This is a genomic window from Streptomyces sp. XH2 (assembly GCF_049725035.1).
Taxonomy (GTDB): Bacteria; Actinomycetota; Actinomycetes; order Streptomycetales; family Streptomycetaceae; genus Streptomyces; species Streptomyces roseoverticillatus.
Genome location: NZ_JBMMMZ010000005.1, coordinates 401,863 through 414,456, shown reverse-complemented (window position 1 = coordinate 414,456; position 12,594 = coordinate 401,863). Strand labels below are relative to the sequence as shown.

Here is a 12,594-nt window from a genome sequence, read left to right as displayed (position 1 = left end):
ACAGGTGTGCTTCAGCCTGCAGGCCAACGCCAAAACCATCGAGGGAAATCAGCACCCGGACCGCGATGCCCAGTTCCGCTACATCAACGAGCAGGCCAGGCAGCGCATCGATACCGGGCAGCCCGTCATCAGCGTCGGCACGAAGAAGAGGGAGTTGGTCGGCAACTACAGGAACAGCGGCCGCGAGTGGCAGCCGTCAGGTGAGCCGGTGAAGGTCAGGACGCACGACTTCCTTGACCAGCTCGGCTCCGGCAAGGCGATCCCGTACGGGATCTACGACGTGGCTGCGAACACGGGCTGGGTTAGCGCCGGCACCGACCATGACACTGCGGCGTTCGCTGTCGCCTCCACCCGGCGCTGGTGGCACGGCCGGGGCCGGCACGACTACCCGCAGGCCGCACGGCTGCTGATCACCGCGGACGCGGGCGGCTCCAACGGCTTCCGCACCCGCACCTGGAAGACAGAACTCGCCGCTCTCGCCGCCGAGACCGGGCTGGATATCACCGTGTGCCACCTGCCACCCGGCGCCTCGAAACGGAACAAGATTGAGCACCGCCTCTTCACGAAGCCATCCTCAACAGCATCGCCGCGACCACCACCGCAACCGGCCTGACCGTACATACCGAACTCGACACCGGGACCTTCCCGACCGGCATCACCGTGACCGTCGCGCAGATCGACGCACTGGCCATGCACAGACACCGCTTCCACGGAGACTGGAACTACACCCCTCCACCTCATAGCCCAGGGCCAGGCCGCCGACGGTGCAGACGAACCCGCGGGCCCACCATGGCAGTTACCGGTCCGCTCGCTGCAGGACCCCGAACTGACCGGCATGACCCACCTGACCACTGCCCTGGCACCTGAACTGGAGCGTCATCGTGAGCAGTCCCGGGCCACACGTCGTGGCGGCCGGCCGAGCCAGGTCCCCGGAGCAGGCCCCAAGGACAAGCTCACCCACGCCGACCGCATCCTGGCAACGGTCCTCTACCTCCACAAACTCGCCTCGCAGCACCTCTTGGGCCGGCTGTTCGGCGTCACTACCATGACCATCAGCCGGACCGTCCGAGAAGTCCGCCCCCTCCCCCTCCTGGAAGCCCACGGCTACCGCATCACCGCCTCGACAGCTCGCTTCCGCACACCAGCAGACGTCACAGCGTTCCTGACCCCAGGGATCACCTCGGACCACCCCAAACCGGCGTGTTAATCATCTGCAAGCCCTAGCGCCATTTTTAGGACGAAACAATCTTTAATGCGCCTTCGCTGCTAAAGTGGCTGCCGCATTGTTAACGCAGGTATGGAGGAACTCGTTACTTTTCGATATGATGTGTTTCGGTCCGCCGTATTCATGAGGGCGGCGCGTTGAGTGGCTAACGTCATTCCGCCGCCCCTCCGGCTTGCTGAGGAGGTATTCTTGCCTGGTCCTGAGTATGTGTTCCGGCACCCCCTCGCGCTGCTTAGGGTGTCAGCAGGATATTCGCAAACTGAACTTGCCTCGTTGGTGGCAGAGGTTCATGAGCGACTCGGCTTCGGTGTCATTGGGTCGTATCGCAAAAGGGTTTCACGGTGGGAGAGCTGGCAGGTCACCCCTTCTATTGAAGCCCAGTACTCTTTGGCGGCCATCTTTGGTGTATCCCGGGAGCAGGTGCTGATGCTTGGCTGGCCGCGATGGTTGCGCCTGGCAACGAGCGATGCGGGGAGTTCTGTCTACCCCTGGACCCCTGAGGGCACTGTCGAGTCCCTGTGCGCGGTGAGTCAGCAGACGCACGAGGCCCCCTCTGTCTTTCTGCCGATAAGCGGCCCAGATATAGTCTCCCTTGCAGACTCTTGGCAGAAAGCCGTAACTGGCCAGTCGCCCGTGCTGTCCCGGTCGGGTAAGCCGAGCGATCCCCGGGTGGTTGATGCTATTGAATCCCGCGTTCAGGGCCTCTGCGAATTGGTCGTTTCCGTCGAACCTGCAACTCTCGTCGCCGCCGTACGTGGTGAACTGCACCTGGTCACCGTACTTCTGCGCACTACTGGCTACGAACATCAGACAGGGGTTCGACTGTATGTGCTGGCCGCTCGGATCGCCAATGCTTACGCCGAACTCATGGAAAGTATCGGAGATGATCACCGGTCACAGAGCTATCAGCTGGTGGCGATCCGGGCAGCGACGACTGCTGGCGATGTGCAACTTGCCGCCACGCTTATGAGTGAGCTGGTCGGGCTGCACCTTGCTAGTAGGGAACCCAGCGACGCTCTTGCGCTGGCGGACAGAACGCAGGCGGTCGCGCGCGGTCAGAGCCCACGGTTCACCGCTCTTCTGTATGCGCGGCGTGCTCGCGCTCATGCATTACTTGGCGATACTCGAGGTGGCCAACAGGATCTGGAGACTGCTTTCGGTGCGCTGCCGGAGGGCAGGGGATGGCGCAACGCGGACGGCGAACACCTCCTGGGGGCGGTCGATCCAGGGCGAATGTCTTTGACTGCGGGCCTTGTCTGGTATCACCTGGGCCGCCCGCGGCGAGCTCTTGAATATCTTGCGCCGCTCTTCTCCGGCAGCTCGAATCCTGCGGGCCTTGCCTATCCCCAGCTTCGGGCGCCAAGATGGGCCCTGCATGCGCTCGATGCGTACCTGGCCGTCGCCCAACTTGATATGGCTCTGAACACCGCTCATTGGGTGCTCGACCTTGTCGGCAATCTACCTCCAGCGGTCGCGAACCAGTATCGCCGAAGATTCGTTCGTCACAATACGGCCCCCGCCGCCCGTGAGCTCCTGGCCCGCCTGACCGAGCAAACGGCTCCTGACACAAGCTCGGATCGCCCTATAGATCATTGAAGTCCGGTTGGCCTCCGGACACAAACGAAGCTGCTACCCCCACCCCACACTGGGTACCTAACCTCTTTGTTCGGCTATCCTCAGGTGCGTCTAGCAGTGTCAGCAGTGTTTCCGTGCCTACACAACACGCCCCCCGCCGTGCGTCAGCTACTCGGACACCTCCGTGAGCAGGGCGCGGGGCGGTCTCTGCTGGTCGGTTCCCCAAGAGAGGGACGGAGAGATGAACTTCCCTGCAGCCTTTCGCCCGATGCCTGGACCTGACGAGGGAGTTGCACTCCTGGAGGTAATGGAGACACGGCTGACTACCCTAGTCAGCCTGGACCGATCGCTCGGCCCCGATCTGCTGCAGGTCACCGCCGCATCCGACTTTGCGTTGATCAGAGGCCTGATAGCCGGCTCCGGACACAACAGCAGCACATTGAAGGCGCTTCGAGGCTTCGCGGCGTGCACTGCCGGAATGCAGGGGTGGATCGCCGTTGGAAGCGGCCGGTTAGATGAAGCGGAAGCATACTTGCGCACCTCGCTCCGACTGGCCGCCAGCATCCCGGACCCGGAGCTCAATGCGTACCTCACCATGCAATTGGCATATCAGCAATGCGAAGCGGGCGCACCCGCCGCGGCACTGAGCCTGCTGAGCGTGCCCGACCTTGACACCCGTGACGGACAGGCCAGCGCGCGGACAATCTCGGCCCTTCACGCGATCGCAGCACGCGCGTATGCCGATCTCGGAGACGCGAACTCGCACGGTCGCGCGATGGACGCTGCCCACTGCGCCCTTGCCGATGATCAGGGCACGCCGGGCACCATCCTCAACGCCTGGGTCAATCGCGCCGAACTCGAATTGGGGGCGGGCGCTGACATGCTCCGCATGGGTCAGCCGCAGCAGGCGCTGCAACGCTTCGAGGCCGTGCCGACCGGTGCGATCCCTCTGCATGATGATCTCACGTTTGCAGTCTCCTATTTTGCCCAACTCGCCACGGCGTACGTCGAGATTGGTGAACTGTCGGCGGCTGCCCAATTCGCGCACCGCGCTCAAGATTCCCTGAACCTTGTGCACTTTACCCGCGGTTCCAGGGAAGTGGCCCGACTGCGCAACACATTGATGTGTTATGCGAGTGTGTCTGAAGTGAGGGACTTCATAGACCGGTCGTCATCATTGTGAGGCAGTATTACCTGTCCTGAAGTCAGCCGTGGGGCGCTGCCTCTCAAATTGGAAGATCAGGCGTTCGGTATTCCTCCTTAATAGCCCAGCGATCAAGGAGTTCGCGCACCGACGGCACATTAAGGTGCTTCAAGAACCTGTGCCGGTACTGCGTGCAGAGGCCGGAGGGCATCCGGCTGAACATCTCTGTGGAGCGCGTGGCATATAGGATGGCCGACTCCACGTCACCCAAGGCCAGCTGTGCGTCGACGGCATCGAGCAGGGCCTTGGCGACGATGAGAGGAGGCTGCGTAAGGGTGGGAACGGCGAATCCGTTCCCCAGGATTGGGGCTAGCTGCTCGAGGGCGAGGCGGGGCTGCCGCATGTCTAGCCACACCTTGGCGAGGTTCATGGCGATCCAGGCCTCATCGATGGTGCGATGCAAAAGAGGTTCCCTGTCATGGAGCGGGTTGGATAGGACGGTGGCCGCGTCGTCCATGGCGCGGCGGCTCTTGATAGCCTCCCCAAGGCGACTGTTCGCACGTGCTTCGCGGGCGCTGAGAAGCGCGTGGAGATCGGGTGGAGGAGCGGGGAGCATGGCGCGCGCAGCGTGTATCACTGCGAGTGCATCCCGGGGATCACCTATGTCAATATGGCTCAGGGCCAGGTCGGCCAAGCAGACACAAGTCCGAACCAAACACCCCGTGCCGGCCGCGCTTCGCGCCGCGGTGAGACGATAGCGCTCCGCGTGGCTGCTCTCGCCGAGTGCCGCTGCGATCACTGCGCACAGTGTCGCGGACTGTGAGGCAACGAGGAGTAGTCGCCGTCCGGTGTTGTGGTCGTATGTGCCGCGAGCTATGAGCTCGGTAACCAGACGAAGTTCGTTCCGTGTGACGTGATAAAGATCAACCGGGTTGGTTGCCGATAGCAGTTGATGCAGTGACGTGGAGCGGCTTTCAATCAGGGCCGCGGTGCCGTGGGTGACACGTGAACCACCGTGCGGAGACGGGGGTATCGATTCGGCGATGCCGTCTTGGATTTGCCGGAGGAACAGTGAGAGGCCCTTGCCGATGACGCTCAGGGGGGCCGGCCTCGCGGTTGGCAGTCGGGCCTCGACAGACGTGGTCGACGCCCGCCTGTGCTGTGTACGTGCCCGTACGGAACGCGGGGGCGCGGCCACGCCCAGGTTGAGCCAGTCGGGCCACGCCAGGCGCTCGACTTCCTCCCAGGGAATCTGGTGTATGCGGGCGATCGTGAGTTGGGTGTTGTGATCGGGGGGGATGCCTTGGGTTTCCCAACGGGCGACCTTCTCCCGGCGACTTCCCAATGGGCCGAACCCTAAGGTTTCGTGGGTTTGCGACACGAGTTCCGCGTAGGAAGCCTGAGAGTCGCCGGTCAGTGCACGCAGGCGAGCCAAAGGGTGCGGCAGTGGTGTCATGGGGATACCTCCTCCTGTTGGCACATACGCGAAGGGCTGTACCTATGATCAGCTCGTGCGGCCACGGTGTGGCTCGCGCTCAGACGCTGGGCGCATGGTTCAGAAAAGCCGCTGCGGGGGGCGGCGAACAGGGGACAGGAGGGGACTCGGCGCCTGCAGTTGCCGGTGGCCTGGTCGCGTCAAGCGCACCGGTCCAGCTCTGCATATCGGGAAAGTGGCCCGCGGCTTCCAGCTCGTCATGATGCATGCCGCCCAACAATCAGGCGGTCCGAAGGAAACGAGCCAGAAGCGATCACGACTACGGCTAGGGCCGCCTTCAAAGGGGCTTTTGTCCAGGTCAGAAATGATTGTCTACGATCACGAACTTCCCCAGCTGAGACAGCCTGAGCGTCACGTAATTCCCCACCCCGCGCGGTCACGTTATTCCCCATGGGGATGACGGAGGCGGAAAGCGGGTGTCCTGGCTATCGAAAAGGCGGATGCTGCCCCTCGACCAGTGGATTCGAGAAGATCGGGAGCCAGCACCGGATGGCAAGGAGAACGTTCACCGTGGTCGACATCGCCGAGATCTACGTCCACTGGTATGCGGGCCGTTCCAAGAGCGAGCTGGCCACGTCACTGGGAGTGGACCGGAAGACCGTCAGGAAGTACCTGGCCCCGGCGGAGGCCGCCGGAATCATCCCGGGCGGCCCGCCGATGAGCCAGCCCGACTGAGGCAAGCTGATCAGAAGCTGGTTCCCCGAACTCGCCGAATCCAGGCTCCGACAGATCACCTGGCCGGAGATCGACAAACACCGCGACTACGTCAAGAAAATGCTGGGGACGGTGACCGTCAGCGCGATCCACCAGTGTCTTCGCGACGAGCACGGGCTGGAGGCGTCCATCTCCAGCTTCCGCCGCTGGGTCCATGCCCCCTGCCGGAGGAGACCCGAAGATCGCAGGTCCCGGTCCTGCGAGAGGACGTCGAGCTCGGTTCGGAGGCCCAAATCGCCTACGGCTTCCTGGGTCAGTGGATCAACCCCCGCAGCGGAAGGCGGCACCGGATCTGGGCTTTCGTGAGGGTGCTGCCCTGCTCGCGCCACATGTTCGTCCGGCCCGTGTTCACCCTCGACCAGCACGCATGGACAGCCGCCCACGTCGAGGCATCCCGGTTCTTCGACAGGGCACCGAAACGGCTGGTGCCGGACAAGCTCCGCACCGGAGTCAACAAGCCCGACCTCTACGACTCGAAAATGAACAAGGCCTATGGCGAACTCGCTGCCCATTACGGTGCACTGATCGATCCGGCCCGCGCTGGATGGCCGAAGGACAAGCCGCAGGTCGAATGGCCGATGCCCTATGCCCGCGACTCGTACTGGCGCGGACGGGAGTTCGCCTCCTTCGAGCACATGCAGGCCGAGGCCATCAAGTGGTGCATGAAAGTGGCCGGCTGACGGCAGTGCCGACCATTGGGCGGGGCTGCCCCGCTGTCGGTCTTCGAAGCGGTAGAGGCCCAGGCTCTGCTGCCTCATCTCAGAACTCTGTTCGTGCTGGCGAGATGGTCCTCCGCTGGTCGGGCCGGACATCCATGTCAAGGCGGGCTGCACCCTCTACTCGGTGCCCTGGAAACTCATCGGCAAGCGCGTCGACATCCGCTCCACCGCGCGGCCATGGTTCACATCTTCCACGACGGTGCACGGAGAGGATCCATCCACCGGTCAGTACTGCCACGAGCGGGCACACGACCAGCGGGGCCCGGCCTGGGGTCGGGCGGCGGATCGGGCGGTGGGTGGAGGCGCCACGGTGGCGCGAGCCTGCCTATGCCGAGTGCGGCGGCCGGACAGTCAGAGTGATCACCGCAGCGAGCAGTAGCAAGGCGGACGGCAGCAGTAGGGTTGAGTGCAGGGCGTCGATGAACGCGTCGCTGAAGGTGGCGCGGTACACCTCGTGCAATTGTGCTGCAGTGGTGGGGTCGGGGCCGGGTTGTTGCTGCGACCCTGCACTGACCAACCCGAGGCGATCAGCGAGGTCGCCGGGGTCCGAGAATGCCTGGTCGAGTGCTGGTCGCAGCTGGGCCGGCACGTCCCTGGAGTGCTCGTGTACCGCACTCGGGATCGCGTGCGCGAGGCGGTTTTCCAGGAGAGCGCCCACGGCTGCGACGCCGATCGTGGTCCCGAGTTGCCGGGAGGTGCTCACCAGTCCTGAGGCGGCACCGGCCAAGTGCGTGGGGATGCCGTGCATGGTGAGGGCGTTCATGGGGGCCAGCACCAGCGACATGCCCGCTCCCATGACCAGCAGTGCTGGCAGCAGTGCGGTGGCGTCCGTGTTCGTGTGTGTGATGGAGCGTAGCCACAGCAGCCCGCCTGTAACGACCAACAGGCCCAGTATCAGGGTGAGCTGGGTGTTGCGGCCGCGCCCAGTGGCCTGGCCGACCAGTGGAGAGAGCAGCACTGCGACCAGAGGGGTAGGGGAGATCGTCAGTCCGGCGGCCAGTGCGGACATGCCGCGCACGGACTGCAGGTAGAGCGTCATCATCAGCAGCAGCGCGGCAAGCGCGAACATCATCAGGGCCGTCACGAGGTTCATGATCGTGAAAGTGCGTTGGCGCCGGAGCTCACGTGGAAGGAGCGGATCGGCCGCCGCCGCTCGCTGCTCGGCCCACAGAAACACCGCCCACAGTGTTCCTCCCGCTGCGAGGAGGACGGGGATGGAGATCGGTCCGCTGATGGGGCCCCAGTGGTAGTGCTGTCCCTCGATGATCCCGAACGTGAGACAGAACAGCGCGGCCGAGGAGAGGCCAACGCCAAGAAGATCGGGCCGGGACCGCCGGCGCTTGCGGCCTGGGGGGAGGCAACGAAGCGCGAGCAGGATCGTGGCGCCGCCGACCGGGAGGTTTACGAGGAAGATCCAGCGCCAGTCCAGCCAGGTGACGAGAAGGCCGCCGATGGTTGGGCCCGCCACTAGGGCAACCCCAGCGATGGCTCCCCAGGTTCCGAACGCCCGGCCTCGCCGATCGAGAGGGGTCAGGGTGGTGAGTAGCGACAGGGTCTGTGGCATGAGGCAGGCCGCGCCGAGTCCCTGTACTGAGCGGGCCGTGATCAGCTGCCAGGGAGTGTGGGCTGCGCCGCAGGCGGCCGAGGCGAGGGTGAAGATCGTGAGTCCGCCGATCAGCAGGCGTCGTGGGTCGAGCAGGTCGCCCAGCCTGCCGCTGAAAAGAAGCAGAGCGGTGAACGTGAGGGTGTAGGCGTTGAGGACCCACAAGGTTTGACTGAAAGAGATGCTCAAGGAGTTGATCATTTCGGGGACCGCAACGTTGACGATCGTGACGTCCAGCACGGTCATAAAAAAACCGAGGCAGAGGGTCAATAGCACCAGACCATATGAGTGGGGATCTGAGTGTATCGGTTCTGGCGTGGTACCGGTACTCATGGGCCTTTACCTCATTTCGGGCGGCTCGGGAATGGCATGGCTGATGGGTGTTCATACGAGCGGCTTGGGTGGGGGATGTCAAGGGGATCGGAAGTGCGGAGGCGGCTGGTGGTCACAATTTCAGCAGGTAGTCGTGGGGATTCTGTCAGTCAGATGCGGCTGCTTAAGGAGTTGTGGCGGTAATGCTTGAGTCCTTGCGTGTAGTGTCGTTTTCGTGCCAGAGTTCCGGCAACTCGTCATGGCCGGGAGTGACGACAAGAGGGGCGGGATCACATGCTTCGTAAGGCTCTTGGAACTCCTGCGGTGGTGACGCCGCGCGCGGTCCAGTGGTGGCAGCCGCCGATACTGAAGGATGATTCCACGGTGGCGAGACAATTGGTGCATAAGCATGCCGTGGAACAGGTCTTCGTTACCGATGTTCGAGTGTTCGATGACCGTTTGGTCACGTCCGCCCAACTGCCTCGTCAGCACCGGTTCTATAACGACGGTCTGACGCCATATTACGATCTGCTGTTGGTCGGGGAGGTCGTTCGGCAGAGTTTAGAGGCAATTGCGCATCAGCTGATGGAGGTGCCGTTCGGGGCGCATTTCATCTTGCATGGCATGGGTATCGAGCTGCTGGATCCTGCAGCGTTCAGGATCTATTCCACCCCCACCAATGTGGTGTCGCAGGTGATTCCCGTAGAAACGCAGCGTCGACAATCCGACGGGTGGCTGCTCGGCTTGACCGGCAGCGGTGACTGCTGGGTCGCGGGACGCCTGGCCGCCCGGACCAGCTTCGAGGTGAGTTTCCTGTCTGAGGAGAGTTACCGCGGGTTGAGGCAGGGGGCCGAGGCCGGACCACGCGTCAGTGAGGCCGGGAGGCGATGGGCCGAGGCCGCGTTGGTCGGCAGGCATGATTCGGCCAACGTAGTGATCGGCGAACTGGATCTCTGCGAGGACTGCACCACCGCCGTCCTGATGATCGACATCAGGCACCCTGTCTTCTTCGATCATCCGCAGGACCACTTTTCCGGCTCGGCTGTCCTCGAAGGGTGCCGTCAGATCGCAGTGGCTGCCGTCGCATCGACCGCGGACGTCCCCCGTGGCCTCCTCATCACCTCCTGCCACACGCGCTTCCACAGCTTCGCCGAGCTCGCCGCGGACGTGCTCTACAATGCCGTGCCCGAACGGACACCGCACGGCACCCGTGTCATCGTGCGTGCCGAGCAGTGCGGGCGTCTCGTCTCGGAAGCAGAGTTCCACTTCGCGACGCTGACGGAGAACCCAGCATGAGCACCACCCCAATAGAAGGCGCCACGGCCGTGGTGGTGGGCGGCGGCTGGTCGGGCATTGCCGCCGCGTGGTACCTGGCTACAAGCGGGGCCGAGGTGACGCTCCTGGACGAGAACGCGAGTCTGGGTGGCCGTTGTGCGGAGGCCTCGCTGGGTGAGCGCGCCGTGACGCTGGGCGGCAAGAACATCGGCCGCGGGTACTCCAACTTTCGACAGTTCGCACGCGCGTTGGGGAGCGATGACTTCGAGCACTTTGGTATCAACTCATCATACGTGCGCGATGGGAAGCTTCACACGGTAGACAGCACTACCCGCTGGCGCAGCGTACGTGAGTCGCTGAGGACGGTGCCCGTGCGCGACGCGGCCCGGCTCTTGCGGCTGGCTTGGACGGTACGTCGTCACGACGCCGATGGCTATCTCGCCGGCCCTGGTTTCCGCCAGCTGGCCATAAGGAACGACGACCCCCCGCTGACCAGCTTCTTCGCGCCGCGGACGGCTTCTGGGCTCCTACGGCCAGTCACCGTCAGGATGAACGGCGCTGAGCCGGACGAGGCCCACTTGGGGAACCTCGGCTCCAATCTGCGGATGCTGATGGATACCTACGACCAGCTCGCATCGGGATTCAGCCCGCTCTACCGCGAGTTCGCTCGACGCGTCACCGTTCGGCTGCGCAGCCGGGTCACCGCGTTGACCACCGACGCGTCCGGTCGGGTCATCGGGGTTCTGACAGGCTCGCTGGGCCAGGGCTCCGTCACGTGTCCCGCCGACGCCGTGGTTTTGGCGCTGCCCGCGCCCGCCGCCGCCCACCTGCTGGCCCAGAGCCGCTGGCTGGCTCAGGACTTGCTCGCGATCCGCTACTTCCCAGCGTTCGTCGCGGTCGTGGAGTACGACCGGCCGGTGTTCCCGGAACAAGTTCGCGCCTTGGTCTTCGATGCCGACAGCCCTGTCAGCAACGCCGGCGCGTACGGCATCAGCGCCCGGCACATCGTGCGCTACACCTTCAGCGGTCGCACAGCACGAACGTGGCTGGACCGGGCCAGCACCGACGAGGAACTCCTAGCGGCCGCCGAACAGGCGTTGGCCCCCCACTTTCCCGACGTCCTACGTGGGCGCCGACACGTCGCCACCGCCCGCTGGGCAACCGCGTACTGCGCCTACAGCCGACATCATGCGACTCGCCTGGAGCGTATTGACGCCGCCACTCCCGCCGGGCTCACGCTCACCGGCGACTATTTTCGCGGCGCCTCCATCGAGGCCTGCTTCCGCGCTGCACGCGAGCGCATCGCCGTACTCACCTCACAGCTTGGGGAGCGCAAGTCTGCAAGGCGCTGACGGATTCCGCCCGGTCTAGGCCTGTCCGACGGGTCAGAGTGACTGTCGTATGTTGCGATCGTTTCGGTCGGCGTGGGGCGGGGTGACTTGTCGAACGAGGAATGGGGCGCGTCTGGCGCCTCACTTGCCGAAGAACGTTGGGCGCGGCGGGCGCTGGAAGAACCACCGTCGGGTGATCAACGCGATCCTCTTCCGGTAGTGGACCGGGATCCTGAGGCGGGAGACCGTCTCGGCCGCACCGGCGCCCGTGCCTCACATAGCGACGTCGGCCTCCAAGAGCGCGACCTGGGTCTTGGAAGCCGAAGTCGTGCTGGACCCGCAGAGCTCCAGACCATGTTCCGGGAGGTGTTCACCCTGTCGAGGTGGGCGCGAACTTCACTGTCCGGAAGTGGACCTTATCGGGCGCCCGCTCATTGACCTTCGGGACGGTCTTGGTGCTCTCACAGTTGTCATCCGAGTAGATCTCGGCCCTGGCCTGGTCGCTGACGTTCTGCGCCTCGTGCGCGTACGCGGTCTCGACAGGTGCAACTTTGGGGATGGGGATGCATCCGTTCAGGTTCTGTTCCGTGAAGGAGACATACGGATCGGTCGCCTCTCTACTGTGGGAGCAGTAGTTGATCTCGCCCTTGGCATCCGCGTGCACGGAAGTGGAGACCGAGGCAGCCAGGGCGAGAGTACTCGTGAGGGCGAGCAGCGCGGGGCGCAGGCATTCTCTTCAGGGGAGGGCCGGGCGGTACGCCCATGCTGCCGACACTCGAACGGAAAATACACCGATGGCGCGATTGGCGGCTTTACTTCACCCCACCGAGTGAACTCCCGCTTGACATCCGGTCGTCGGCCACTCAAAGCCTTGACCCCCGGAGCTCTCCAACGTGGTCGGTGGTGGGTCCACGCCACGGCGAGTCGGCAACGACAGCCACCTTGCAATACTCCCTCGTGGCGTGACCGAAAGTCCTCTTATCCGGTTACCGGCATGAAGCGATTGGACTCACAAGTTCCGGTCGCCTGGCTTCGGCCTTGCATTGCCCCCACTGAAATGAGGGCAGGCTAGGACGGAACGTATCCGCCCCCGCCTCGCCGCCGCCCTGGGCACCCTGGCCCTGGCCGCCGGAGGAGCGGTCATCACCGCCCCGGCCCGCCCACGCCACCGCGACCGACTGCGCCAACTACCTCACAGACT

At 64.2% G+C, this 12,594-nt stretch carries 9 protein-coding genes and 2 pseudogenes; 8 read left to right on the top strand and 3 right to left on the bottom strand.

Translation table 11 applies throughout. The features are described 5' to 3' along the window. Positions 1-10 precede the first annotated feature (10 nt). The 3 genes and pseudogenes from ACOTKD_RS13075 to ACOTKD_RS13065 all read left to right on the top strand — a co-directional run. Positions 11-1,207: pseudogene (locus ACOTKD_RS13075) on the top strand (ISAzo13 family transposase); the annotation flags it as partial. 207 nt (positions 1,208-1,414) lie between these two features. Beyond that, on the top strand, positions 1,415-2,821 hold the full coding sequence (locus ACOTKD_RS13070; protein WP_424889064.1) for a hypothetical protein: 1,407 nt from the start codon (positions 1,415-1,417) through the stop codon (positions 2,819-2,821). Between the two features lie 286 nt (positions 2,822-3,107). Then, positions 3,108-3,983 carry a hypothetical protein gene (locus tag ACOTKD_RS13065; RefSeq protein ID WP_424889063.1) on the top strand — a complete coding sequence of 292 codons (876 nt, stop codon included), beginning with the start codon at positions 3,108-3,110 and terminating at the stop codon, positions 3,981-3,983. 43 nt (positions 3,984-4,026) lie between these two features. Here the strand turns inward: ACOTKD_RS13065 and ACOTKD_RS13060 are convergent, their stop codons facing one another. Continuing rightward, positions 4,027-5,400: a hypothetical protein gene (locus ACOTKD_RS13060; RefSeq protein WP_424889062.1), complete on the bottom strand. Its 1,374-nt coding sequence runs from the start codon at positions 5,398-5,400 to the stop codon at positions 4,027-4,029. Positions 5,401-5,928: 528 nt separating this feature from the next. On the opposite strand from ACOTKD_RS13060, the gene ACOTKD_RS13055 reads away from it, so the two are divergent. Together ACOTKD_RS13055 and ACOTKD_RS13050 are read left to right on the top strand one after the other, a co-directional pair. After that, the gene (locus tag ACOTKD_RS13055) at positions 5,929-6,114 is read left to right on the top strand and encodes a hypothetical protein (protein WP_424889061.1); all 186 of its coding nucleotides are present in this window, start codon (positions 5,929-5,931) and stop codon (positions 6,112-6,114) included. Positions 6,115-6,497: 383 nt separating this feature from the next. Beyond that, positions 6,498-6,833, top strand: coding sequence for a hypothetical protein (locus tag ACOTKD_RS13050; RefSeq protein WP_424889060.1), 336 nt, complete (start codon positions 6,498-6,500; stop codon positions 6,831-6,833). A 364-nt stretch (positions 6,834-7,197) separates the two neighbouring features. Here ACOTKD_RS13050 and ACOTKD_RS13045 read toward each other — a convergent pair whose 3' ends face one another. Continuing rightward, complete coding sequence (locus tag ACOTKD_RS13045) at positions 7,198-8,808, bottom strand: MFS transporter (RefSeq protein ID WP_424889059.1); 1,611 nt, start codon at positions 8,806-8,808, stop codon at positions 7,198-7,200. 273 nt (positions 8,809-9,081) lie between these two features. Between ACOTKD_RS13045 and ACOTKD_RS13040 the strand changes: the two genes are divergently transcribed. The 3 genes and pseudogenes from ACOTKD_RS13040 to ACOTKD_RS13030 all read left to right on the top strand — a co-directional run. Next, positions 9,082-10,083: a ScbA/BarX family gamma-butyrolactone biosynthesis protein gene (locus ACOTKD_RS13040; protein ID WP_424889058.1), complete on the top strand. Its 1,002-nt coding sequence runs from the start codon at positions 9,082-9,084 to the stop codon at positions 10,081-10,083. After that, the gene (locus tag ACOTKD_RS13035; RefSeq protein ID WP_424889057.1) at positions 10,080-11,414 is read left to right on the top strand and encodes an FAD-dependent oxidoreductase; all 1,335 of its coding nucleotides are present in this window, start codon (positions 10,080-10,082) and stop codon (positions 11,412-11,414) included. Before ACOTKD_RS13040 ends, ACOTKD_RS13035 begins: the two co-directional genes overlap by 4 nt. Positions 11,415-11,486: 72 nt before the next feature. After that, positions 11,487-11,610: pseudogene (locus tag ACOTKD_RS13030) on the top strand (transposase); the annotation flags it as partial. Positions 11,611-11,763: 153 nt separating this feature from the next. Here ACOTKD_RS13030 and ACOTKD_RS13025 read toward each other — a convergent pair. Then, positions 11,764-12,057, bottom strand: coding sequence for a hypothetical protein (locus tag ACOTKD_RS13025; protein WP_424889056.1), 294 nt, complete (start codon positions 12,055-12,057; stop codon positions 11,764-11,766). Positions 12,058-12,594 lie beyond the last annotated feature (537 nt).